The sequence below is a fragment of the Tamlana crocina genome (assembly GCA_040429635.1).
GTDB lineage: Bacteria > Bacteroidota > Bacteroidia > Flavobacteriales > Flavobacteriaceae > Flavisericum > Flavisericum crocinum.
The window spans coordinates 3,209,394-3,233,707 of record CP158972.1 but is presented as its reverse complement, the minus strand read 5'-3'; the positions used below and the strand labels follow the sequence as shown (position 1 = coordinate 3,233,707).

At 39.8% G+C, this 24,314-nt stretch carries 20 protein-coding genes; 7 read left to right on the top strand and 13 right to left on the bottom strand.

Annotation, left to right across the window (positions count from 1 at the left end; translation table 11 throughout):
• Positions 1 to 158: 158 nt before the first annotated feature.
• A complete protein-coding gene (locus ABI125_14270; protein XCF05869.1) occupies positions 159 to 455 on the top strand; it encodes an isoamylase early set domain-containing protein in 297 nt (98 codons plus the stop codon).
• A 73-nt stretch (positions 456 to 528) separates the two neighbouring features.
• On the opposite strand, the gene ABI125_14265 is transcribed toward ABI125_14270, so the two are convergent.
• From ABI125_14265 to ABI125_14240, 6 genes are all read right to left on the bottom strand, one after another.
• Positions 529 to 1,353: a thymidylate synthase gene (locus tag ABI125_14265; GenBank protein XCF05868.1), complete on the bottom strand. Its 825-nt coding sequence runs from the start codon at positions 1,351 to 1,353 to the stop codon at positions 529 to 531.
• Between the two features lie 247 nt (positions 1,354 to 1,600).
• Positions 1,601 to 3,688 carry a M13 family metallopeptidase gene (locus tag ABI125_14260; protein ID XCF05867.1) on the bottom strand — a complete coding sequence of 696 codons (2,088 nt, stop codon included), beginning with the start codon at positions 3,686 to 3,688 and terminating at the stop codon, positions 1,601 to 1,603.
• A 117-nt stretch (positions 3,689 to 3,805) separates the two neighbouring features.
• Positions 3,806 to 5,329 (bottom strand): nucleoside transporter C-terminal domain-containing protein, encoded by a 1,524-nt coding sequence (locus ABI125_14255; GenBank protein XCF05866.1) that lies wholly within the window; start codon positions 5,327 to 5,329, stop codon positions 3,806 to 3,808.
• Between the two features lie 15 nt (positions 5,330 to 5,344).
• The gene (locus ABI125_14250; GenBank protein ID XCF05865.1) at positions 5,345 to 5,965 is read right to left on the bottom strand and encodes a bifunctional nuclease domain-containing protein; all 621 of its coding nucleotides are present in this window, start codon (positions 5,963 to 5,965) and stop codon (positions 5,345 to 5,347) included.
• 209 nt (positions 5,966 to 6,174) lie between these two features.
• Complete coding sequence (locus ABI125_14245; GenBank protein ID XCF05864.1) at positions 6,175 to 7,134, bottom strand: electron transfer flavoprotein subunit alpha/FixB family protein; 960 nt, start codon at positions 7,132 to 7,134, stop codon at positions 6,175 to 6,177.
• A gap of 127 nt (positions 7,135 to 7,261) precedes the next feature.
• Entirely contained in the window at positions 7,262 to 8,008 is a 747-nt protein-coding gene (locus tag ABI125_14240) for an electron transfer flavoprotein subunit beta/FixA family protein (GenBank protein ID XCF05863.1), read from the bottom strand.
• Between the two features lie 497 nt (positions 8,009 to 8,505).
• On the opposite strand from ABI125_14240, the gene ABI125_14235 reads away from it, so the two are divergent.
• Complete coding sequence (locus ABI125_14235) at positions 8,506 to 9,486, top strand: pyruvate dehydrogenase complex E1 component subunit beta (GenBank protein XCF05862.1); 981 nt, start codon at positions 8,506 to 8,508, stop codon at positions 9,484 to 9,486.
• Between the two features lie 64 nt (positions 9,487 to 9,550).
• Positions 9,551 to 12,055: a DUF5686 family protein gene (locus tag ABI125_14230; GenBank protein ID XCF05861.1), complete on the top strand. Its 2,505-nt coding sequence runs from the start codon at positions 9,551 to 9,553 to the stop codon at positions 12,053 to 12,055.
• A gap of 73 nt (positions 12,056 to 12,128) precedes the next feature.
• Here the strand turns inward: ABI125_14230 and ABI125_14225 are convergent, their stop codons facing one another.
• The 5 genes from ABI125_14225 to pruA form a co-directional block, all read right to left on the bottom strand.
• Positions 12,129 to 13,073 (bottom strand): GIY-YIG nuclease family protein, encoded by a 945-nt coding sequence (locus ABI125_14225; protein ID XCF05860.1) that lies wholly within the window; start codon positions 13,071 to 13,073, stop codon positions 12,129 to 12,131.
• A gap of 145 nt (positions 13,074 to 13,218) precedes the next feature.
• Complete coding sequence (locus ABI125_14220) at positions 13,219 to 14,025, bottom strand: hypothetical protein (GenBank protein XCF05859.1); 807 nt, start codon at positions 14,023 to 14,025, stop codon at positions 13,219 to 13,221.
• 418 nt (positions 14,026 to 14,443) lie between these two features.
• Positions 14,444 to 14,986 (bottom strand): cupin domain-containing protein, encoded by a 543-nt coding sequence (locus ABI125_14215; GenBank protein XCF05858.1) that lies wholly within the window; start codon positions 14,984 to 14,986, stop codon positions 14,444 to 14,446.
• Positions 14,987 to 15,070: 84 nt separating this feature from the next.
• Positions 15,071 to 15,871 carry a helix-turn-helix domain-containing protein gene (locus ABI125_14210; protein XCF05857.1) on the bottom strand — a complete coding sequence of 267 codons (801 nt, stop codon included), beginning with the start codon at positions 15,869 to 15,871 and terminating at the stop codon, positions 15,071 to 15,073.
• Positions 15,872 to 16,325: 454 nt separating this feature from the next.
• Positions 16,326 to 17,954, bottom strand: a complete 1,629-nt coding sequence (gene pruA / locus ABI125_14205; protein XCF05856.1) for an L-glutamate gamma-semialdehyde dehydrogenase — start codon at positions 17,952 to 17,954, stop codon at positions 16,326 to 16,328.
• 150 nt (positions 17,955 to 18,104) lie between these two features.
• Here pruA and ABI125_14200 point away from each other — a divergent pair, with 150 nt between their 5' ends.
• Positions 18,105 to 18,830: an NRDE family protein gene (locus ABI125_14200; protein ID XCF05855.1), complete on the top strand. Its 726-nt coding sequence runs from the start codon at positions 18,105 to 18,107 to the stop codon at positions 18,828 to 18,830.
• The gene (locus tag ABI125_14195) at positions 18,823 to 19,818 is read left to right on the top strand and encodes a DUF6695 family protein (GenBank protein ID XCF05854.1); all 996 of its coding nucleotides are present in this window, start codon (positions 18,823 to 18,825) and stop codon (positions 19,816 to 19,818) included. Before ABI125_14200 ends, ABI125_14195 begins: the two co-directional genes overlap by 8 nt.
• Before the next feature lie 24 nt (positions 19,819 to 19,842).
• Here the strand turns inward: ABI125_14195 and apaG are convergent, their stop codons facing one another.
• Together apaG and ABI125_14185 are read right to left on the bottom strand one after the other, a co-directional pair.
• A complete protein-coding gene (gene apaG / locus ABI125_14190) occupies positions 19,843 to 20,229 on the bottom strand; it encodes a Co2+/Mg2+ efflux protein ApaG (protein ID XCF05853.1) in 387 nt (128 codons plus the stop codon).
• Positions 20,230 to 20,336: 107 nt separating this feature from the next.
• Positions 20,337 to 21,587, bottom strand: coding sequence for a DUF5103 domain-containing protein (locus tag ABI125_14185; protein XCF05852.1), 1,251 nt, complete (start codon positions 21,585 to 21,587; stop codon positions 20,337 to 20,339).
• Between the two features lie 171 nt (positions 21,588 to 21,758).
• On the opposite strand from ABI125_14185, the gene ABI125_14180 reads away from it, so the two are divergent.
• A complete protein-coding gene (locus tag ABI125_14180; GenBank protein ID XCF05851.1) occupies positions 21,759 to 23,114 on the top strand; it encodes a Na(+)-translocating NADH-quinone reductase subunit A in 1,356 nt (451 codons plus the stop codon).
• A complete protein-coding gene (locus tag ABI125_14175) occupies positions 23,114 to 24,313 on the top strand; it encodes an NADH:ubiquinone reductase (Na(+)-transporting) subunit B (GenBank protein ID XCF05850.1) in 1,200 nt (399 codons plus the stop codon). The genes ABI125_14180 and ABI125_14175 overlap by 1 nt, the downstream gene beginning before the upstream one ends.
• Position 24,314: the final 1 nt, after the last annotated feature.

Below are 24,314 nucleotides of genomic sequence, written 5' to 3'. Positions count from 1 at the left end.
ATTAGTCGGCGTTTTTTTTCTTTGCTTTAATTTTTATCGATTGCATGTTAACAAAATGATAATTCTTTAGGCTAAAGTGGCTTAAAGTGAAGGCTGTAGTAAATTGTTTTATAAATTTGTACCATATTACAACATACAACACAATTAAAATTTGAATTATGGCTATTAAAAAACAATTCTTAAAAAGCAAGCCGGTTTGTAAGGTTACATTTTCGTTACCTGCTGAAGATGCAAAAAAAGTTTCTGTAGTGGGATCTTTTAACGATTGGAATGAAAAGAAAGTGGTGCTTAAAAAATTAAAAAACGGAACATTTAAAGGTACTGTAGATTTAGAAACAGGAAACTCTTACGAGTTTAAATATCTTGTTGACGGTGTTTACGTAAACGATACTGAAGCCGATGCTTATGCATGGAACGATTTCGCCGGAGCAGAAAACAGTGTTATAAACCTGTAATTTTCCAAAACATATAAAACGAAAAAAATGCTTCCAATTTGGGAGCATTTTTTGTTTTATAAAAATCGATAATTTAAACCGCCACAGCTCCTTTTATATGAGGGTGTGGGTTGTATCCCTCTAAGGTAAAGTCATCGAAAGTAAAGTCGAAAATATCTTTTACTTCGGGATTTAAAATCATTTTTGGCAACGGTCTAGGCTCTCTGGAAAGTTGCAGTTCCAATTGCTCGAAATGGTTACTGTAAATATGGGCATCTCCAAATGTGTGGATAAATTCACCAGCTTCGTAACCACAAACTTGGGCCATCATCATAGTGAACAATGCATACGACGCAATGTTGAACGGTACACCCAAAAAGATGTCGGCACTACGTTGGTACAATTGGCATGATAATTTTCCGTTGGCCACATAAAACTGAAAAAACGCGTGGCAGGGTGGAAGTGCTGCTTTTCCATTAGCCACGTTCTCGCTAAAGCTTTTTGAAGTATCGGGCAGCACCGAAGGGTTCCAGGCAGAGACCAGCATCCTGCGACTGTTGGGGTTGTTTTTTAGGGTGTCTATTACCTCCTTAACCTGGTCGATTTCGTCATTGTTCCAATTGCGCCACTGGTGACCGTAAACAGGACCCAAATCGCCATTTTTGTCGGCCCATTCGTTCCAAATTCTAACGCCGTTCTCCGTGAGGTATTTTATGTTGGTATCGCCTTTTAAAAACCATAATAATTCGTGAATAATCGATTTTAAGTGCAGTTTTTTGGTGGTTACCATAGGGAACCCCTCACTTAAATCGAATCGCATTTGGTAGCCAAAAACACTTTTGGTGCCAGTACCGGTGCGGTCGCCTTTTTCGTTGCCGTTTTCTAAAACATGCTTTACTAAGTCGTGGTATTGTTTCATAAGCTTATTCCTAGAGAAGCAGGATTTTTTTTAATTATAAATAGCCAGAATAATCAATATTTAGCAAAAGCGAAATTAAGAAATATGTCGCTGGTCAAATTGATTTTTAGCGAGTTAATATTAAAAAGTTATCAACGGTAATTAGAGGTGAAAAGGAGGGATGAAAGTTATTTGTGCCAATCTTGTAATGATGTTCGTGGAAAAAGTAAAAAGGCATTTTCAATTTTAATGAAAATGCCTTTTTATATTACCAGATTTTTACGCGCTTATTGGGTTCTAAGTACATTGAATCGGTTTCTTTTATGTTAAAAGCAGCATAAAATGAATCCAAATTTAGGAGAGGTTGCACGGCTCTGGTCATACCAGGAGAATGCGGGTCGGTTTTAATTTGATTTTTTAGGGCGTTATCTCTAATTTTAGTTCTCCATACGGTCGTCCAAGACATGAAAAAACGCTGCTCTGGTGTAAATCCGTCGATGTTTTCTGGTCGTCTGTTTTCTTCAAGGCTCAACTGCAAGGCGTCATAAGCAGCATTTACACCACCTAAGTCGCCAATATTTTCACCTAATGTAAACGGACCATTTATGTGCGTTTCAGGTAATACTTCAATAGCGCTGTATTGGTCTGCCAGCTTTTGGCCTAAGGCTTCAAATTGCTTTAAATCTTCGTCGGTCCACCAGTTGTTTAAGTTGCCGTTTTTATCGTAACGTGAACCAGAATCATCAAAACAATGTGATATTTCATGACCAATTACAGCACCAATGCCACCGTAATTTACCGCGTCATCTGCTTCAAAATTAAAAAATGGAGGTTGTAAAATAGCTGCAGGGAAAACAATCTCGTTAAAAGTTGGACTAAAATAGGCGTTTACGGTTTGTGGCGACATGCCCCAACGGGTTTTGTCAACAGGGTTCCCTAGGTCTTCTAGATTCTTTTTGTGGTTCCAAGCACTAATATTATATAGGTTTTGTAAATAGGAACCATTGTTTTCTATCGAGTTTATTTCAAGTTCTGAATAGTCTTTCCATTTATTTGGATACCCAATTTTAACGTTTAGGGCGCGCAATTTTTCTACAGCTTTCATTTTGGTTTCATCGGTCATCCAGTCCACCGCGTTAATGCGGTTCTCGTAAGCTTGTATTACATTGGCAATCATTTTTTCAGCACGCTCCTTGGCTTTAGGGGGGAAAAACTGTTCAACATATAATTTACCTAGAGCTTCGCCTACAGTGCCATTTACAATTTGTAAGGCGCGTTCGTCCAGCGGCCGCTGCTGTTGTGCTCCTCTAAGGGTTTTGCTGTAAAACTCCCATTTTACGGCTTCCAGTTCGGTACTTAAGGCGCTCGCAGCATGATTAAAAACAGACCAGCGTAAATAGGCTTTCCAATCGGCTATATTGTTTTCAGCAAGAATGGATTGTAAATTCTGGGTGTATTTTAATTCGCTAACAATTATGGTATCTATTTGTTTTACCCCAATACCTTCAAAATAAGCATTCCAATTTATAGCGGGTACCATATTTTGAAGTTCGGCTATAGATTTAGGGTTGTAACGTTTTCGGGCATCGCGGCGGTCTACCTTATCCATTTTAGGTTCGGCAAGACGCGTTTCAAAAGCTAAAATTTGTTTAGCTTGATTATGAGCTTTTGTTTCGCTGTCACCCAGATATTGAAGCATTTTGGTAATATAGGCTACGTATTGTTCACGTTTTTCCTTAGAGTCACTATCATCTTTTACATAGTAATCTCTGTCGGGCAAACCTAAACGTCCAGAACCTAAGAAAGCAACATTCATGTTACTGTTTTTAGGGTTGGAGCCTACATAAAACCCAAAAAATCCGGCGCCTCCTTTGGGCTCCATTTCAATTAAGAAATTTTGGAGGTCATTGGTGTTTTTAATGGCATCGATCTTTGCCAAAATTGACTGTACCGGAGCGATACCTATAGCATTACGACTTGTGGTGTCTATAATGGTTTTATAAAGCGTTAGAGCCTTTTCTTGATCGGATCCAGAGAGGATTTTTATTGTTCCAGAAGACGCGTCATTGGTTGTGGCAGCATTTAAAATTCCTAGAGCATCATCGTCAGTTTTTTTTCTTAGCTCATAAAAACTTCCCCAACGGGTTTGGTCGTCTGGGATTTGGGTGTTTTTCAACCATTGTCCGTTAACATACTTAAAGAAGTTGTTTCCCGGACTTACAGAGGGATCCATAAACTCTAAGTTTATGCCAGGAGTTTTTACGGATTGGGCAGTGTCGCTTTTGGTTTCGTTTTTGCAAGAAGCTATAGCCAAAACAAGGCTTAGCCCAAGAATAGGTTTTAAAGGTGTTTTCATTTGAATTAGTCATTAAAAGTAGAAGGCAATTTACTATAGTTAAGTGCTTTCGTGGTGGAGATTATGAAAACATTAACTAAAATAAGGAAGGTTTGGATTAAGTTCTAAAAATCGAAACTAGCCTATAATCATCCCGGCGATGGTGGCCGAAATCAAAGAGGCGATGGTTCCGCCAATTAAGGCTTTCATGCCAAATTTAGATAGTGTTTTGCGTTGCCCCGGTGCCAATGAGCCTATACCACCAATTTGAATGCCAATGGACGCAAAATTGGCAAAACCGCAGAGCATGTAAGTGGCCATGATAATCGATTTTTCGTAAGTTAAATGGATGCTGCTCGTGGCATTTTTTAAGTCGGCCAATTGAATGTAACCAATAAATTCGCTAGCAGCCAATTTAATACCCAGCAACTGCCCCATAAGTGCCATATCTTCTTGGGCTACGCCAATAAGCCACATTAAAGGCGCAAATATGTAACCGAGTATAAATTCCAATGAAAAACTATCGTATGAGGTGTTTGTTGCAATCCATATGTTTAAAGACGACCAATCGCCAACCCAACCCAAAATACCATTAAACATGGCTATAAAAGCCACAAAAACCAAAAGCATAGCACCTACGTTAACCGCCAATTTTAAGCCTTCGGTAGTACCATTGGCAATGGCATCCAAAAAATTGGAGCCTATTACTTCTTCCGAAACGGTTACGTCGGTATTCACGTTTTCGGTTTGTGGATATAGAATTTTGGAAATAACTATGGCGCCCGGTGCAGCCATAACCGAAGCAGCCAATAAGTGTTTAGCGTAAAACAATCGCAAGGCAATATCGTCTCCTCCTAAAAAGCCAATGTAAGCCGCCAAAACGGCGCCGGCAACCGTAGCCATACCACCAATCATCACCAAAAGGATCTCACTTTTGTTCATTTTTTCCAAGTATGCTTTGATTAAAAGTGGGGCTTCGGTTTGTCCTAAAAAGATGTTTCCGGCAACGCTTAAACTTTCGGCTCCAGAAATTTTCAATGCTTTTGAGAGTAGCCAAGCCATGGCTTTTACCACTTTTTGAATGATACCTAAATAGAACAGAACCGAGGTTAACGCCGAAAAGAAAATAATGGTAGGTAATACTTGGAATGCGAAAATAAATCCGAAGGTATCCATGTCGACCACCAAACCTTCAAAGAGGAATTTGCTTCCAGCTTTGGTGAATTCCAAAATCTGAACGAAGAGTCCGCCAATAAATTCAAAAGCCGATTTTATAAAGTCAATCTTTAAAACTCCAATGGCAATAAGTAGTTGAAACGCCAAACCAATCCCAACAATTTTCCAGTTTATAGCCCTGCGGTTACTACTAAAAAGAAATGCCAAAAATACTAAGGCCACCATACCCAAAATACCGCGAAATAGGCTGTTTAAGGAAAAACCTGCGCTGGGGATAATTTCTGATTGACTTAGGTTTTCAGGCGTAGTTTCGGCTACTTTGGTGGGTTGGCTATTTATTGCAGCTTCGGTTAACGAATCTTGCGGGGTGTTAACCACCGTAACAGATTGTACAGCACCGTTTAGAGTGTCGTTGTTATTATTTTGAGCTGAAATGTGCGCATTGAGCAAAAAACAGACAGCAAAAAATAAAAACAATTTTTTCATAAAAAGATTTTAGGGTTATTCCCGTTTAGAGATTTCATCACGAATGTGGGCCGCCTTTTCGTAGTCTTCCTGTGCGACGGCTTCATCCAACATTTTTTGAAGCTCGTCTAAAGTTTTACTTCTTAGGCTTTCTTTGGGAGACTCGGGTTCCAACTCCTTGGCTACCATTTCGTCCATTAAAATGCTGTCTTCCGTACTTTCCTCTTCTTCCTTTTTAGGATTTACCTTTAGGTAAATTCCGGCTTTATCGAGAATGTTTTTGTATGTAAAAATAGGCGCCTGAAAACGTAGCGCCAAAGCAATGGCATCGCTGGTTCTGGCATCAATAATTTCTTCAATTTTATCGCGCTCGCAAATCAAGCTGGAATAAAAAACGCCATCAACCAACTTGTGGATAATCACCTGTTTTACTACAATTTCAAAACGGTCGGCAAAATTTTTAAAAAGATCGTGTGTTAATGGTCGCGGCGGACTGATTTCCTTTTCTAAAGCTATAGCTATAGATTGGGCTTCAAAAGCACCAATAACTATAGGGAGTTTACGGTCGCCATCCACTTCATTTAAAATTAAGGCATAAGCACCATTTTGGGTTTGGCTGTATGAAATGCCTTTTATATTTAATCGTACTAAACTCATAATTTTTTTCAAAACGCAAAGAACCGTTTAAATTAGAACTTTACCAAGTGCTAAAGCACAATTATGTATAAAATGCTAATTTAAGCAGTTAAAAAGGACTATACAATTTATGAAAAAAATAAATGACTCAATCAATGAGGTTTACTTTTCTGGTTTAGTCGCTACTAAAAGTTAGTTTTTATACCTAATTGTGTTGGCAATATATGGGTTTATTGTTGCGCTTTAAAGGCTTTTAATTTTTCGGTGAGTTCTGGAACCACTTGAAAGGCATCGCCAACTACGCCATAATCGGCGGCTTTAAAAAACGGTGCTTCGGGATCGGTGTTGATCACTACTTTTACTTTTGAAGCGTTTACACCAGCCAGATGCTGAATAGCGCCCGAAATACCAACGGCAATGTAAAGGTTCGCGGCTACGGGTTTCCCGGTTTGACCTACGTGCTCGCCGTGCGGTCTCCAGCCTAAATCGGAAACGGGTTTAGAGCAGGCTGTTGCAGCACCCAATACATCGGCTAACTCTTCAATCAAACCCCAGTTTTCTGGACCTTTTAAGCCTCTTCCGCCAGAAACCACGATTTCGGCATCGGCAATGGTTACTTTGTCGGTGGCTTTATCAACCGATTCTACTTTTACGGTCAATTCTGGAATGGCAGGCGAAAAGTCTTCCGCGGAAGCGCTACCACTATTTTCAACCAAACCGAAAGCATTGTTTGAAACACCAACAATTTTTACATCTGTATTGATTTGGGTGTTTTCAAAAGCTTTATTGGTAAACGCCGAACGTTTTACGGTAAACGGGCTGGTGCTTGAAGGTGCAGCAACCACATTGGAAGCGTAACCGGCATTTAAACCAACGGCCAAAAGCGGAGCCAAGTATTTGCTATCGGCACTAGAGCTTACTACCACAACCTTGCTGCCTTCCTGTTCAGCAGCTTGTTGTATGGCTGCAGCGTAGGCTTTAGCGTTGAATTTATTTAATTGTTCGTTACTTACTTTTAAAACTTTATCGACACCGTAGTTGGCTAAAGCCGAAGTGTCGTTGTTATTTATGGCAATGGCGGTAACAGACGTTCCTAATTGGTCTGCCACGGCTTTGGCGTACGAAGCCACTTCGAAAGCCGCTTTTTTAAATGTACCTTGTTCTGATTCTGTATATACTAAAACTGACATAAAAATTTCTTTAATTTTTTCCTGAACTCGTTTCAGGAACTCATGAATATTCCTCTATCTTTTTAAATGATTCCGAAACAACACTTCGACTGCGCTCAGTGTGACAGTTCGGAATGATTTAGTGGCCTTAAATCACTTTAGCTTCGTTGTGAAGTAAGTTTACCAATTCGTCTAAATTATCGGGTTCTACCAATTTAACCGCACCTTTTGGAGCTGGTTTTTCAAAGGACACTGAATGGGTTTCGGCCTCGGCATCAACAGGGCCCAAAACATTTAGCGGTTTTTTTCTGGCCATCATAATACCACGCATGTTTGGTATACGAAGATCACTTTCTTGAACCAAACCTTTTTGCCCGCCAATAACCAGTGGAAGTGCTGTGGAAACTGTTTCCTTTCCGCCATCAATTTCACGTATGGCTGTAGCCGAGGTGCCGTCAATTTCCAAACCAATACAGTTATTCACAAAATTGGCATCAGTTAATGCAGCAATCATACCGGGTACCATGCCGCCGTTGTAGTCGATAGACTCCCTACCGGCAATAACCAAATCGTAAACACCTTCTTTTGCTACTTTTGCTAATTGTTTGGCAACGGAAAACGCATCGGTAGCAGCGGTATCTACGCGAATAGCATCATCGGCACCAATAGCCAATGCTTTACGCAGCGTAGGTTCTGTTTCTGGGCCGCCTACGTTAACCACACTAACCGTAGCGCCTTGTTTTTCCTTAAACCACATGGCTCGGGTTAAGCCAAATTCATCGTTTGGGTTAATAACAAATTGTACGCCGTTGGTTTCGAACTTGGTGTCGCCATCGGTAAAATTGATTTTTGATGTAGTGTCGGGAACATGACTGATACACACTAATATTTTCATGGTGAATGGTATATTAAAATCTCTTATTTTTTTCAGGTTACGAAGTTAATTATTTTATTCTGAATATTTGTTATGCATGCATAGTAAATTTTAAAAAATCCCCGCCTTTTTTTACGAAAACCTATGTTTTTGTATAAAATGGTGATGTTTAAAGCTTATTTCAACGTGCTAGTAACAGTAGTTTTATGATGAAATTATAGCCAAAACGGAAACGATGCAGAGGCAATTATGGCATAAATAACGAATTAGCATAAAATACCTTGAAAGTAATTATAATTCAGTAAAAAAGTATTTTCACCGCAAAACCTAAAAAAAATAACAGGAATTAATGCGAATTAGATACCAAGTTTTTGCCAAAATTCTAATGAATAATTACTATTTTTGCTTTTCGAAAAAAATACACTTAATGAAACATCCATAACTAAAAATTTGGCATAATTGCGAAATTAATGGAGTGGGTGTTACATGTGACCGTTGAAAAACAATAGAAAAAACACATGAAAACAATTCAATTTAGAGAGGCTATTTGCGAAGCCATGAGCGAGGAAATGCGCCGCGATGAAAGCGTTTATTTAATGGGTGAAGAGGTAGCCGAGTATAATGGTGCCTATAAAGCATCAAAAGGTATGTTGGACGAATTTGGGCCAAAGCGTGTTATCGATACACCTATTGCCGAGCTAGGTTTTGCTGGGGTGGCTATTGGTTCTACCATGACGGGCAACAGACCGATTGTAGAATATATGACCTTTAACTTCTCTTTAGTTGGAATTGATCAAATTATAAACAACGCTGCCAAAATCCGCCAAATGTCGGGTGGGCAGTTTAAGTGTCCTATTGTATTCCGTGGCCCAACAGCTTCGGCGGGACAATTGGGAGCGACGCACTCACAAGCTTTCGAAAACTGGTTTGCAAATACACCAGGTTTAAAAGTGGTAGTGCCATCAAATCCATATGATGCGAAGGGCTTATTAAAAGCGGCTATTCGCGATGACGATCCTGTAATTTTCATGGAAAGTGAGCAAATGTATGGTGATAAAGGCGAAGTGCCAGAAGGCGAATACATTTTGCCATTGGGTGTTGCCGATATTAAACGTAAGGGAGACAATGTAACCATTGTATCTTTCGGGAAAATTATAAAGGAAGCTTACAAAGCAGCCGATGAGTTGGAGAAAGAAGGTATTTCTTGTGAAATTATCGATTTGCGTACTGTACGCCCAATGGACAGAAAAGCCATTTTAGAGTCGGTTAAGAAAACCAACCGTTTGGTAGTATTGGAAGAAGCTTGGCCATTTGGAAACGTTGCCACAGAAATCACCTATTTGGTACAATCGGAAGCGTTTGATTATTTGGATGCACCTGTTGTAAAAATAAACACCGCCGATACGCCTGCACCTTACTCGCCAGTATTATTGGCCGAGTGGTTGCCAAATCACGAAGATGTGATTAAGGCCGTTAAAAAGGTGATGTACAAATTATAAATATTTATTTTTTTACGTTATATAAACTTCATCGGCTGTACTGCTGATGAAGTTTTTTTGTATTATGAACTTAAGACTACTTATTGCCCTGTTTTTAACCGTAACCAGTTCATTAATCGCCCAAACCAAGGTGAGCGGTCACGTATTCGATGAAAACGGCGAACCCATATCGTTCGCCAATGTTATTTTTGAAGGCTCCACACAGGGCACGATTACCGATGAAAACGGCCGATTTTATTTGGAGTCGGATGAAACATGGAGCGGAGTCACGGTATCGTTTATTGGTTACGAAACCCTAAATGCGCCCTTGGAAAAAAAGGTGAACTACAATTTAAAATATGTTTTAAAGGAAGAGCGTGCCGAATTGAGCGAAGTGTTGGTTGTGGCTGGAAAGCAACCCAAAAAGAACAATCCGGCGATTGATTTGCTTCGGAAAATTTGGGCACACAAACGCAGCAACGGCTTAAAGCAATTTGACCAATACCAATACGATAAATACGAAAAAGTTGAGTTCGATATCAATACCATCGACAGCGCACTCATTAAAAGTAGGTTGTTCCGTGGGATGGAATTTGTGTTCAACGAAGTGGATACCTCGCGGGTTACGGGTAAAACCTATTTGCCCATGTTCATTAACGAAGCGTTTTCAGAAGTATATGGCGATAACACCATCAACAAAACCAAAGAAATTTTAAAAGGGAATAAAAATTCTGGTTTTAGCGATAACCAAGTCATTATCGATTTTGTGGACGATTTGTACAACGATTTCAACGTGTACGATAATTACCTGCGCTTTTTCGATAAGAGTTTTGTGAGTCCCCTGTCCAAAACGGGTATCAGCACCTACAATTACAAATTGTTGGATAGTGCTTACATCGATAACAAATGGTGCTATAATGTGATGTATTATCCACGCCGAAAAAACGAACTCACCTTTAAGGGTGATTTTTGGGTGGCCGATACCACTTATGCCATTAAGGAAATCAATCTGCAGGCATCAAAAAGTGCGAATATCAACTGGGTGAAAGAGATTTATATTGAGCAGGAATTTGAGGTGCTCAGCGATTCGTTGTTTTTGATAAAACGCGATTATATGATGACCGATTTCGCGTTCAGTAAAAAGGAAAAATCGCGAGGCGTTTACGGCAAGCGCACCACGCTTTACGATAATTATAAGTTCGACATAAAAAAGGACGAAGCCTTTTACGAAAAAGACGTGTACAATTATAACGAAGATGTGTACAATCGCGATGATGCGTTTTGGGCACAAAACCGTTTGGAAGACCTCAATAAAGATGAAAAAGGCGTTTACAAAATGCTCGATACCCTGAAAACCGTAAAGAAGTTTAAACGACTTTATAATTTGGGAAGCATTTTGGCGTCGGGCTATATCGAGTTCAATACACTGCCATTGGATTATGGTCCTATTTTTTCCACTTTTGGGTTTAACGAAGTGGAAGGTTTGCGACTGCGAACGGGTGGCCGCACCTATTTTGGGCCGAACGATTTATGGCGTTTGGAAGGTTTTGTGGCTTATGGGCTTCGAGACGACAAGTTTAAATATGGTTTGTCTGGAAAATGGCTCCTCGATAAAAAAAGCCGGTTTATTATTTCCGGCGGAAACCGTCGTGATGTGGAGCAAACAGGGGCGAGCTTAACCACCAGTACCGATGTATTGGGGCGCAGTTTGGCGTCGTCGTCATTGGTGACCACGAGTGCCAACGATAAGCTTACCAATATCAACCTTACCAGTGTAGCTATTGAGGCCGAACCGTGGCGAAATGTGGTACTGCGCTTGGGCGCCAACTACCGAACGTTGGAGTCGGCATCGCCAACTTTTAGTTTGGATTACAATACGCCCGATGGTGTGAAATCGGAAATTAAGCAATATGAATCTACCTTTTCGGTATCGTATTTCCCAAAGCGGAAAATGACCGGTTTTGGTGTGGAACGCCGAACCGCCAACGATGATTTTGCACGCTTGTTTGCGCAAGTGAGTCGTGGTGATAAAACGGTAATGGATAGCGATTTTGATTATACCAAACTGCAGCTTTCGTATTTGCAGCCCTGGCAAGTGGGCGGCTTTGGGCGATTGACCACCTCGGTGGAAGTCGGCAAAACCTTTGGCGAAGTGCCTCTGGGGCTTTTAAGCGTCGTGCCGGGTAACCAATCGTATTTTTCCATTTATAACACCTTTTCGCAACTCGATTTTTATGAGTTCGTAACCGATACCTATGCCTCGTTCCATTTTGAGCATAATTTTAACGGGCGATTCTTTTCAAGAATTCCGTGGTTGCGCAAACTTAACCTTCGTGAAATTGTGAGCGTTCGTGGGGCTTGGGGCGAACTGTCCGACGAAAATATAGCACTAAGCACTACCAATAATCCCAACAACATCGAGTTGGTAGCGCCATCAAACGAGCCGTATTACGAATACAGTTTGGGTATTGGCAATATTTTTAAGGTGTTTAGAATAGACTTCAATTTTAGGGGCAACTATAAAGATAACGGGGCTTACCCCGATGTCCGAAAATTTGGTGTTACGGGTAGCTTTGGGTTTTATTTTTAAGGAAGAATTGGTTTGGGTTTTATAAAATAATGTGCCTCCTTAAAATGGGCGTTTTTTATAGTGTTTTACGAGATTATTGGATTGTGCGACGATTGCCGTTGTTGCTAGTAGTTTTTATTTCAGATTTTTCAATTTGACTTAATGTTCTTCCTTTAGAATCTTTCCAAGTTCTTCTGCCGTTTATTGAATATCCAACGATTACTGCAGCTGCAGCAGAAGGACTTGCAAACAAATACTTTTTAGTAAAAATGAAAGGTCCATTTTCAGTTTCTTCGATAGTTCCGTCTTGAATTAATTCATTTCTTAATGTCTTATATCCGTAATTTTCCGAAGGATTTTCCGAGACTTGTGAACCCGCTAGAACGACAATCCCTTCATCAGTTTGAATTGCCTTAGCTGTAATGTTTTTTACTTTTAAATTCAGTTCAGTTTCCTCTTCCTCGCTAATTAGAGTTGTTTTGTCAATTTTGTCATTTGGAGTTGCTAGTTTTTCAATTTTATGACTTATCTGACTTTCTAGAAATTTATGTCCTAAAACACCATTTAATAACTTGATGTTATTTATAAACTCTTCCATGGCATCTCTGTCTGGTAATGGCAGGGAGTTTAAACTTGGAAAACTACTGTTATCTAATAAATAGCGTTCGGTCTGTTTTGTGATTTCTATTAATCTACTCTCAAGGTATTTAATGTGTGATTTTGTAATGTTGTCGTCTTTACTTGTAAATAATACGACTTCGCTCCAAAAATCTTTTTTAACTGCGTGACTTTTTAGTCTTTCCCAAACATTTTCTCCTTCACCTATATATACTTTTGATTTTCCTGTTTCGTCATCTGTCCCAATTAAAAAGTAGACACCTTGCGTATTTATCTGACTTTGGAAAAACTCATTCAATTCTAATAGTTTCTTTCGAGGACTTGATAAAGCTTGAATAGTTAAATTTACAACTTCAGCAAGTTTAATTCCAGTAACAGAACCTTCTTTTAAATAAATTCTAATGCTTTTTCCTAATATCATTGGCTGGTTTTAAATTGTTGGCAACGGTTCCGAATATGTAAAGTAGCGCTGAAAATCAGCTGTTACTTTGACGACTTTTCAAAAATGCCAAACCATTATGTTTTCAATAACTTTCACTATTTTTATATACAATGTAACCCGCAGTTTAATACGTGCTTGTTGTGTTTCGAATTACTAAAACAATATCCGCATTTCTCTCTGATTTTTGCTCATCATTTTTATTTAAATCTTGACTTGCGTTACTGTCAATAGCCTTGCTAAAATATTCCTCAATATTTTCACTATCTAATCTTTCGTAATTATTTAGCTCTTTACCAATTTCTTCATGATTATAAGATTTGATGCCATTTTCTTTTTGGTTTTTGCAACAAACAAGTTCTGATAAAGGTGATGAACGATTTGGGTGAAAGAAATTAAAATTCCAGCTAGCTTTATTTGAAATCACTGATTTAATATTGTCAATACTGGTGTAACTCAATCCATATTGCTCTTCATTGAATGCGGTTCTGCACTTATTGTTTCCAGAATATGTATAATTGGCAACACCATTATAGAATAGATAATTTACATAACAGCTTTTATAAATACCATAATTTTCGAGCTTTTGGTATTGGTATGATCCATTTGAATGTCTATTCAAATCACTATATGTTTGACCGATTTTTAAGAGTTTTGCTTGAAATGCATAAAGTAAGAAATCATCAACACCTCTTTCGATATAAATATCAATATCACTTCCCCATTTTTTTTCCAGTCCAGGCTCTTTTGCAAAAATTGAATAATTCCAAGATTTGGTGTGAGTTAAAATAAATGAAATTATTTTTTTTGTGTAATATATTTCAGAAGATTCTTGACCGGTAGAATGTAATGAGATTATATCTTCCCAAATGTTTTTCGATACGTTCTGTATCAAATGACAACGATTAGTGTTTCGATGTAATAGATTACTCATTATTATTTAATTAAGGGGGTGTTCCTTATAAATTACAGGTGACAAGTGAATAAATATAAATAATTGTCTGCAATCAATAGTTGAAAAATGCTACAAAATTAAAATGGTATAAAAAAGAGGCGGTTTAAAACGTAATAAATAAACGTCATTGCGAGGAGGTACGACGCGGCAATCTATTTAAATGGAGTAGTTCCCTTTTTAACAGATAACTTCGGTCATGCTTCCCTCGTAATGACGATGTGTTGGCCGTTTTAAGCTATAAATCTAAATAATTCCGTCATTGCGAGGAGGCACGACGTGGCAATCTCATCATCAGTAACTAGAATTTTAAAGATTCCCACGTCGCTTCTGTTGTCGCTCCTCGTAATGATGGTCTTACTTTTTAAACCGCCTCTTCAATTTTTTTTAGAAGCCGGGTTTACACAAAGGTAATACCGTGTTCGCCGCAAATGGCAGCCACTTTTTCGAAGTCGGGTGGGCCAGGAGGCAGTTGCGCCAATGTATTAAACATGTGTTCAATGCCGGCGGGAAAGGCGGAGGTAATCATTTTGGCTTTTTCGGTGCCCACCACGGTCCAAGCATGGGCGATGCCTTTGGGGGCAAAGGCGGTGTCGCCAGCTTTTAAAACAGTGGTGTTGCCATCAACGGTTATTTCAACTTCGCCTTTAATCACCCTAAAAATTTCGTCTTCTTTGGTATGGATGTGCGGCGGAATGCCCACTCCGGGTTCTACGTTATCTACCCATTCCACAATTTGGTTGTTGGTGTCGCTGCCCACCAGTTTGTGGGTTTGTATGTCGCCGATTACGTTTAAAACCTCGCCCTCGCTGTCTTTAACGATTTTGGGCTGGGCGGTGGTGTTGCCGTTGTCTGCTTCTGCGGTTTGGCACTGAATGCTACTGGGAATAAGGACCAGCCCTAAACCTAATCCTGATGTTTTGATAAATGTTTTTCGGTCCATAATAAATGCTTTTATGCAATTTACAATGGGAATGAAAGTGGCACAATGTGAAAAGTGCCGTAAAACCTTAGATTTTGTTTTGGCTTAGGCTTTTCGGAGTTCGGAAGGTGGTATGCCTGTATGGGTTTTAAAGAAGGCACTGAAATAGTCGGGCGACGAAAATCCCAATTCGAAACTGATTTCCTTTATGGTTTTGTTCGAAAATTTTAGGGCGTGCCTAGAGCGCATAAGCAACTGTTCTATTAAAATACTTTTAGAACTCACGTGCAGCACTTCCTTAACGCATTCGTTGAGGTATTTTGGTGTAATGTTGAGCATTTTGGCGTAATCGCCCACCTCGTGATAGTTGAAAATATGCTGGTCGGCCAGTTTTTTAAAGCTGTAAACAATGTTGGCTTTAGAGCTGTTGTCGTGTACCATCGTTTTGATGTTGCATTGTCCGTCGCAATAAATAAAAAAGGTATTGAGCAACGAAAGGATGGCTTCATCTTTGTGGTTGAGGTGTGAACCCAAAAGTTCGTCGATCATTTCTAAAATGGACTGTGTGCGCTTTTCAATACCCGGGCTTAACTTAAACATCGGGATATTGTCGCTGCTGAATAAGCGCACTTTATTAATGTGCAGATTGCTTAACGTGGGCAGGTTCAACACGGCTTCACTTAAATACAGTACGTAACCGGAAGCATTGGTGTTTTGGATGGAGAGACGCCATTGGTGTTTGGAGTCGATAAAGAATACGGTATCAGACACGTTTTTATGAAAAGCACCGTTAATTTCGATGCCGTCAATTTCATTTTTCACCCAACACACCACAGAGTAACCTGGTTTTTGTTTTGGGATTTCAGTTTGGCTAATGGGCGATATGCTAACGGAACTTGGCGTCATTAACACAAATATAAGCGTTTTCGTTTTAAAATATGGGTGCTGGTTTAAAACGAAAAAAGACGGTTTAAAAAGTGAAATCGTCATTCCGAACAAAGTGAAGGAATCTTTAAAATCAAGTTACTGATTATTAAGATTGCTTATTGAGCGTTTCATTTTATAATAATGCAGCATAGCGATTCAGGTTACACATAACAATTGAATAAATACCATAGCGTTTATGCTAAGATGTTTTTTTCGGATTAACACCCGTTGTGCATTTTAACCATAAAATTTAGTTTGAACGTCAGTTCGAATGATTTTTTTTCAAAATGCACAACGGGTGGATTAACATAAAATATTAGTTGTTGAAATAACTGAAAATATTATAGTCTAAAAAGCTTCAAAAAAAAACAGGTTGTAAAATTTGCAGCCTGTTTTCAACGTTATAAAAGATTCCTTTTTTTCAAAGGAATAGTTATTCTCCCAAAAACGGGTAACGGTAATCGGTTGGGGTTACAAAAGTTTCCTTTATCAATCTTGGCGATACCCAACGCATTAGGTTTTGTGCGCTACCGGCTTTGTCGTTGGTGCCAGACGCTCTGGCGCCTCCAAAAGGTTGTTGGCCTACAACGGCTCCGGTACATTTGTCGTTAATATAAAAGTTTCCGGCACTGTTTTGCAGGGCGTCGGTAGCCTCGGTAATGGCGTATCGGTCGGTGGACAAAATAGCTCCCGTTAAGCCATAATCGCTGGTTTCGTCAACCAGTTTTAAGGTTTCCGCGTAAGCGTCGTCTTCATAAACATAAATGGTCAACACAGGGCCGAACAGTTCGGTGCACATGGTGGTGTATTTAGGGTCTTGTGTAACGATTACGGTAGGCTCCACAAAATAGCCTTTGCTTTTATCGTAGTTTCCGCCGGCAATGATTTCGGCTTCATTGTCATTTTTGGCCGCGTCGATGTACTTCGCCAATTTATCGAACGAGCCTTCGTGGATTACAGCCGTGATAAAGTTGTCCATATCTTCTGGTGAGCCCATTTTAAATGATTTCACATCTTCCAAAAGATATTTTTTTACATCACCCCAAATGCTTTTCGGGATGTAGGCACGGGAGGCCGCACTACATTTTTGGCCTTGGAATTCGAACGCACCACGCGAAAGCGCCGTTGACACCTGTTTAGGCACTGCCGAGTTGTGGGCTATGATGAAATCTTTTCCTCCGGTTTCGCCCACAATACGTGGGTAGGTTTTATAATTATGGATGTTGTTTCCTATTTGTTTCCAAAGTTCCTTAAATACAAAAGTAGAACCTGTAAAGTGCAATCCAGAAAAATCGGGACTCGACAATACGGTGTTGCTAATCATCTCTGGGTCGCCAAACACCACGTTGATTACTCCTGGTGGCACACCGGCTTCTTCAAAAATATCCATAATAACCTTGGCAGAATACACTTGGCTGTCGCTGGGTTTCCAAACCACCACATTGCCCATTAAGGCCATGCACGAGGGTAGGTTTCCGGCAATAGCCGTAAAATTGAAAGGGGTTACCGCATATGTGAAGCCTTCCAATGGACGGTACTCCACACGGTTCCAAGCGTCGCTGGTGCTTTCGGGCTGTTCCATGTAGATTTCGGTCATGTACTGCACGTTGAAACGCAGAAAATCGACCAATTCGCAAGCCGAATCAATTTCAGCTTGATGTATGTTTTTAGATTGCCCCATCATGGTGGCGGCATTTATTTTGGCGCGGTAAGGGCCGGCAACCAGTTCGGCAGCCTTTAAAAAGATGCCCGCACGTTGTTCCCACGGCATTTTGCTCCATTTTTTTCGGCCTTCCAAAGCCGTAGCAATAGCGTCTTCCACATGCTGCTTTTCGGCCAAATGGTAACTGCCAACTATATGTTGATGGTCGTGGGGAGGCGAAATAGGCTTAGTATTGCCCGTAGAAACGTATTTCCCGTTAATGTACAATGGTATTTCTATCTTGCTGTTGTACATGGTTTTGTACGCTTCTAAAACAGCAGTACGTTCTGGCGTTCCGGGCGCATAAGATTTTACAGGTTCGTTTACGGCAATTGGTACATTAAAAAAGCCTTTTCCCATAGTTTTGCAGTTTTTATTATTAAAAATTCAGTAAATATGTAACAAAGCTAGTAATTTTCAAATGATAAATGGGGGCGCGAGTTGCTAAATCGGCGTTAAAATTTGTAGAATTTTTGTAAGTTGGCTATCTGATTTAAGACTACTGGTTTTATGTGTACTGTAACGATTGTTCCGCAGAATAACAACGACTTTGTTTTGACCACCAATAGGGACGAAGCATCCAATAGAGTATCGCTCGACCCCGATTTTTATAACCATGAAAATACCAAACTATTATTTCCGAAAGATAAAATGGCCGGAGGTACGTGGATTGGTGTAAGCGAAAAGCAGCGCGTAGTGTGTGTGTTGAATGGTGGATTTGAATATCATAAACGGAAATTAAGTTACGGAAAAAGCCGGGGCATTATCGCTAAAGATGTATTGGCAGCCGATGCTGTTTTAGAAACTGTTAACGATTATGATTTGATTGAAGTTGAACCGTTTACTATGGTAATTGCCGATTGGAACCACGGTTTAAAATTCATGGAATGGGTTTGGGATGGAAACCAAAAACACATTACCCAATTGCCTCTGGAAGCCTACATTTGGTCGTCGTCCACTTTATATTCACCAAAAATGAAAGCGGAACGGTTAAAGTGGTTTCAAAATTTTAAATTGGATCATCAACTGAATGCCGAGACGCTGTTGCGTTTCCATAAAACCGGAGGTTGCGGCAATACTGATTTTGGTGTAATTATGGACAGAGGTTTTGTGAAAACTACGAGCATTACCCAGGTGAAAAAAACTGACAAAAAAGTAAGTATGCGTTATGAAAATCTTCAGAATAGTACCTCGTCTTCAGTCAACTTCAATTTACCACAAACCGTAAATGAATAATACCGGCATCATTTTAACCTTAGCTTATCCGGAAACGATTGTTATGGTTTCCAAAGAATGGTTTTCGCCATTTTTACGTTTCTTCGGCATTGGTAAAAAGAATTACTTGCGGGCTGGGCATGCGGCTTTGGTGCTCATTAATAAAGAAACGGGTATTTTGGAATACCATGATTTTGGGCGCTACATTACGCCCGAACCCACCGGACGTGTTCGTGGAAAGGATACCGATAACGAATTGGATTTTCCGTTGATGGCGACCATTGAAGGTGGGAAAATCACCAATTTAGATGACATTCTGTCTTTTTTGGGTACACATCCTAAATTGACGCACGGCGACGGAAAATTGATTGCTTCGGTGTGCGATGTGGTTGATTATCAAAAAGCGAGAACGCACATCACCAACATGCAAAATAAGCACTTTATTCGCTATGCCGCTTTTATTAAGGACGCCTGCAATTGTGCCCGCTTTGTTACCGATAGTTTGATTGTTTCGGTAACCGATAGCAAGATTAAAAGGAGACTTGAAAAATCGAAATGGTTTACGCCCAGTACGGTTGGAAATGTGGTGTTGGCCAATACCGAAAATAAGGTCTATGAGGTTTCGGAAACGGGTGATATTTCAGAATTTAAAGGCTCACAAAAAAGTGAAAATATCCGTTGTTTTTTGGACAGGTTGAAAAATCATAAAGTGAATTTTGTGGGAACGTTACAGCCTAAACCTGTTGACGACTTGCATGAAAAAGCACAATGGTTGCCCGGTATTGCTGCTGGTGCGTGGTTCGAATTACATGCTAACGGTCACGACACAGAATTTGATTATAAACGCATTTCACCTCATGGGAATATTGATGTGCACGATAGGTTTGTGGCGCAGGACGAAGGTTTTGATTACAATTCAGAATTTGAATTCGTGCATTATTCCAACTGCAAATTTTTTCATGTGAAACAAAATGGAAGGGTATTTCGGTTTAAACGAAAGGTTGACTGATTTTGTCCTTTATAGAAACCGACCTTAATTTATAGCAAACGGCGCACTCAGCCTAAACGTAGGGATGGCCACTAAAAACTTTTTGGTGGTGGTAAAATTAACCATGCTGTAATGGCCCTGCATCGCTCCAAAAGGAGAGGTAAGCAAACAGCCCGAGGTGTAAGTGTGTGTTTCTCCAGGTTTCAATACCGGTTTTTTGCCAATTACGCCTTCACCGGAAACAGTTTCCACATTATTGAGGGCGTCCATGATTTCCCAATGGCGGGCATTCAATTGTACGGTGTCTTTGCTTTGGTTATGTATGGTTATGGTGTACCCAAAAGCGTACTGTATTTTATAGTTTTTATAAAATGAGCCTTCGTAGTGGGTTTCCACCGAAATTTTTATGCCTTTTGTAACTTGTTGAACCATGCTAACTATTGATAAACAAAGCGTTTTGCGCTGCTAAAATAACTAAAATAAAGCGGATGGCGTTAAATTTTAACGCATACCGATAAAATATTAGTTGAAATGCGCGATTAGTTCGAGATATTAACCGAGCTGCCTTCGCCCAAACCAATAATTTGGTCGTAGCGCGCACCCAGATCGCGATAATACACCAGTACTTTGTAGTTGTTTTCGGTTTGGTAAAAGTTTCCGCCAATATGGCCTTCGTCAATACTGCCGTCGTTGTTTGCCACTACATATTTGTAGTTGTAAAACCCTTGTTTTAATAAGATGGGTTTGGTGAAAACTTGATTGTTTTCATCGTATTCCAAGCGGGTGGATTCGTCTGTCACATAATTGTTGAAGTTTCCGTAAACATGGATGTTTTTGCCGGCTAAATGCGCTTTGTTTTCCAACGAAAAATGTACCCAAACATAATCGGCCTCAATGCTGGGGTTGTCGGCATCAATGTTTAAAATCACATAGTTTCCGTTAATATCGGGGTTGTAAGTGTAGGGTCTGTTGGCTCGAACAATATTAGTGTAAAGGTAATTGTGATACAGGTCTTTTAAATCGATAAACTGAATGCCCGTATTGGCTGCCCGAACATCTTTGTTTTCAAAGAAAAAATACTCGTTTCCGCCCCAAAAACTGGTTTCGGTGTCGTATTTGTAAATCAGCTGGTTGCCAATGGTGTACTGTGGTTTTAGGTTCGAAATGACGTTATGCAGATTGTTGTTCTGAACAATAACAGCCTTTACGGTTTGTTTGGGGTTGTTCAGTTGCATGTTGTTGGGGGTGATAACAATATCCACACGTTGTTTTTCTTCAATATATTGAATATCGCGAGAGCGTTTAATGCTCACGCCGACCGAAGCTTTGTCTTCGTAAATCATAAATTTCCGTGAAAATACCAACTCGTTGTTGCTGTTGAAAATGGACAGGAGGTAGTTGCCCGAAACCTTTAACGCCCTGGTTTGGTTGTTCGGGATGGTGAGTTTGTAATGCGAATAGATTTGGTAGGTGTTGTACGAGTTCTCATAGTCGCGGATACGTTGGTTATCGAAACCGTCCATAAATTCGGAGCGCACCAAAACCGAAGGCGTCCAATCGAAATTAAAATGTTCTATTTTATAGTAGTAATCGTCTTCATTGCCGTTTAGGGCATCAAACTCCAAAACCAAATATTCGCCCAGCCTTAAAATCGGCAATTGGGTTTCGGGGGTGTCGCCTTTAAAATTTATGGTTTTAATATAATCTGGCGGCGGGGTTTCTTCCACTTGTGCAAATCCGATAACGGAAAAAATGGCTATAAAAATGGAAGTGATGAGGTTTTGTTTCATAGGGAAAAGCGAATAATAAAACGTAAAGATATGCAAAATCCATTCCTTTTTGAAAATCGATTATTTAGAATGGATACAAATAACAAAGTCTGAAGAACATTACGTTTTTTTACTGAAGAAATTCGTATTTTTGCACCGATTTTTAGACAACTAATTTCAATAAAAATAAATATGTCAAACGACATTCGTATTAAAAAAGGTCTGGACATTAAACTTAAAGGTGAAGCTGAAAAAACCTTAGAACAGGCGATTATCAGCAACTACTGCACCGTAAGACCAGAAGATTTTCATAGCGTTACACCCAAACTTGTTGCAAAAGAAGGTTCCTCAGTTAAAGCTGGGGGCGTTTTGTTTTACGACAAAAGTAACGAGGCTGTGAAATTTGCATCTCCAGTTTCAGGACAAGTGATTGAGATTGTTAGAGGGCCAAAAAGACGTATTGATGCCATTAAAATCCAAGCGGATAAAACGCAGGAATTTGAGGATTTCGGAGCATTTAATCTAGATGCCGCAAAACCGGAAGAATTAAAGGCGCATTTACTTAAATCGGGATGTTGGCCGTTTATTAAGCAGCGTCCGTACGATGTAATCGCTAATCCGGCAAAATCGCCAAAAGCTATTTTTGTTTCAGCTTACGCTAGCGCACCATTGGCAGCCGATTTAGACTTTACGTTAAAAGGAAAGGAAGCCGAATTGCAAGCCGCGATTACAGCACTTGGAAAATTAACTGAAGGTAAAGTGCACGTTTCGGTTGGTAAAAACGCCAATTCTCCATTGGCAGGACTGTCGGGTATTACTTTACACAAAGTATCTGGGCCGCACCCATCGGGGAATGTGGGCACGCAAATCAATAAAATAAACCCTGTAAACAAAGGTGAGGTAGTTTGGACGGTTAGTCCGCAGGATCTTGTGATTATTGGGGAACTTTTATTAACCGGGAAATTCAACGCCGAGCGTATCGTTGCTTTGGTAGGTTCTTCAGTTAAAAAGCCACGTTATTTTAAAACCCTTATCGGTAGTGAAGTATCAACCATGATTTATGATAACGGCGTTGAGAAACGAGGCAACGACCGTATTATTTCAGGAAACGTGTTGTCTGGTAAGGAAATTAAACCGGATGGCGCTCTTGATTATTACAGCAATACACTATCGGTGATTCCAGAAGGCGACGACTACGAATTGTTCGGGTGGAATAAGCCTGTTTTCAATAAAATTTCTACCACTAGAGCCATGACCTTTTCGTGGTTGAACCCAAACAAGAAATACGAATTGGATACCAATACCAATGGCGAGCACAGAGCCTTTGTGGTAACTGGAAATTATGAAGAGGTTTTTCCGTTGGATATCTATCCTTTGCAAATCCTAAAAGCCTGTATGTATAAAGACTTAGACGAAATGGAAGCTTTGGGTATGTACGAAGTGGCTCCAGAAGATTTTGCCTTAACGGAATTTGTTTGTGTATCTAAACAACCACATCAAAAAATAATAAGAGAAGGCTTAGATTTAATGCTTAAAGAGATAGGATAATGGAACTTAAAAAGAGATTACATATTTTAAAGAGAAAGTTCAGGAACAAAAAAATGGCTCCTGCTTTTAATGCCTTGCATACTTTCTTATTCCTGCCTGATGAAACCACTCATGGTGGTACACATATTAAAGCAGCAGACGATTTAAAGCGTACCATGAACACCGTAATCATGGCTTTGGTGCCTTGTTTGATTTTTGGTATGTTCAATGCCGGTTACCAACATTATGTAGCTATTGGTGCGCCGGTAGAATTCTTGTCTTGGGATGCCTTTTACATCGGTTTAATCAAAGTGTTGCCGTTAGTAATTGTGTCCTACGGTGTTGGTTTGGCCATTGAATTTTTATTCGCCGTAATTAAAGGTCACGAAGTAGAAGAAGGTTACTTAGTAACAGGTATGTTAGTGCCGCTAATTGTACCAGTAGATTTACCACTTTGGATGTTGGCCGTTGCCGTTGCTTTTGGCGTGGTGATTGGAAAAGAAGTTTTTGGAGGAACAGGAATGAACATTCTTAACCCTGCATTGACTATCCGTGCCTTTTTATTCTTCGCTTATCCAACTTGGATGTCGGGTGATAAAGTTTGGGTACACGGAGCTGTAGATCGCGCTCAGGAAATTGCCGGTGGAGCCAATCTTGATGCTATTTCGGGCGAAACCATTTTAGGTAGCTTGGCACAAGGTAATCCAGCAGGGTATTCCATAGCCGATATGTTCTTCGGATTTATTCCCGGTTCAGTAGGAGAAACATCAACTTTATTGATTCTTTTAGGTGGGTTGTTTTTAATCTTTACCAAAATTGGAAGTTGGAGAATCATGTTGTCATCTGTAATCGGTGCTTTGGTAATGGGCTTGATTTTCAATGCTGTTGTAAGTAGCGGATGGATTGCAGAAAGCAGTAAGTTTTACGGATTGATGAGTACTGAATTCTGGCACCATTTATTAATTGGTGGATTTGCTTTTGGTACGGTATTTATGGCTACCGACCCGGTAACGGCTTCTCAAACCAACAAAGGAAAATGGATCTACGGATTTTTGGTTGGTTTTATTTCCATCCTTATCCGTGTGTTCAACCCGGCTTACCCAGAAGGTGTGATGTTGGCCATCTTATTGATGAACGTATTTGCACCAACCATCGATCACTACGTGGTACAAGGTAATGTGAAGAAAAGAATGAAACGTTTAAAAGTTAAAACGGCTTAAT

Coding starts and splice junctions, on each gene's coding strand:
- ABI125_14270 (XCF05869.1), top strand. CDS start 159: ATGGCTATTAAAAAACAATTCTTAAAAAGCAAGCCGGTTTGTAAGGTT.
- ABI125_14265 (XCF05868.1), bottom strand. CDS start 1,353: ATGAAACAATACCACGACTTAGTAAAGCATGTTTTAGAAAACGGCAAC.
- ABI125_14260 (XCF05867.1), bottom strand. CDS start 3,688: ATGAAAACACCTTTAAAACCTATTCTTGGGCTAAGCCTTGTTTTGGCT.
- ABI125_14255 (XCF05866.1), bottom strand. CDS start 5,329: ATGAAAAAATTGTTTTTATTTTTTGCTGTCTGTTTTTTGCTCAATGCG.
- ABI125_14250 (XCF05865.1), bottom strand. CDS start 5,965: ATGAGTTTAGTACGATTAAATATAAAAGGCATTTCATACAGCCAAACC.
- ABI125_14245 (XCF05864.1), bottom strand. CDS start 7,134: ATGTCAGTTTTAGTATATACAGAATCAGAACAAGGTACATTTAAAAAA.
- ABI125_14240 (XCF05863.1), bottom strand. CDS start 8,008: ATGAAAATATTAGTGTGTATCAGTCATGTTCCCGACACTACATCAAAA.
- ABI125_14235 (XCF05862.1), top strand. CDS start 8,506: ATGAAAACAATTCAATTTAGAGAGGCTATTTGCGAAGCCATGAGCGAG.
- ABI125_14230 (XCF05861.1), top strand. CDS start 9,551: ATGAACTTAAGACTACTTATTGCCCTGTTTTTAACCGTAACCAGTTCA.
- ABI125_14225 (XCF05860.1), bottom strand. CDS start 13,073: ATGATATTAGGAAAAAGCATTAGAATTTATTTAAAAGAAGGTTCTGTT.
- ABI125_14220 (XCF05859.1), bottom strand. CDS start 14,025: ATGAGTAATCTATTACATCGAAACACTAATCGTTGTCATTTGATACAG.
- ABI125_14215 (XCF05858.1), bottom strand. CDS start 14,986: ATGGACCGAAAAACATTTATCAAAACATCAGGATTAGGTTTAGGGCTG.
- ABI125_14210 (XCF05857.1), bottom strand. CDS start 15,871: ATGACGCCAAGTTCCGTTAGCATATCGCCCATTAGCCAAACTGAAATC.
- pruA (XCF05856.1), bottom strand. CDS start 17,954: ATGGGAAAAGGCTTTTTTAATGTACCAATTGCCGTAAACGAACCTGTA.
- ABI125_14200 (XCF05855.1), top strand. CDS start 18,105: ATGTGTACTGTAACGATTGTTCCGCAGAATAACAACGACTTTGTTTTG.
- ABI125_14195 (XCF05854.1), top strand. CDS start 18,823: ATGAATAATACCGGCATCATTTTAACCTTAGCTTATCCGGAAACGATT.
- apaG (XCF05853.1), bottom strand. CDS start 20,229: ATGGTTCAACAAGTTACAAAAGGCATAAAAATTTCGGTGGAAACCCAC.
- ABI125_14185 (XCF05852.1), bottom strand. CDS start 21,587: ATGAAACAAAACCTCATCACTTCCATTTTTATAGCCATTTTTTCCGTT.
- ABI125_14180 (XCF05851.1), top strand. CDS start 21,759: ATGTCAAACGACATTCGTATTAAAAAAGGTCTGGACATTAAACTTAAA.
- ABI125_14175 (XCF05850.1), top strand. CDS start 23,114: ATGGAACTTAAAAAGAGATTACATATTTTAAAGAGAAAGTTCAGGAAC.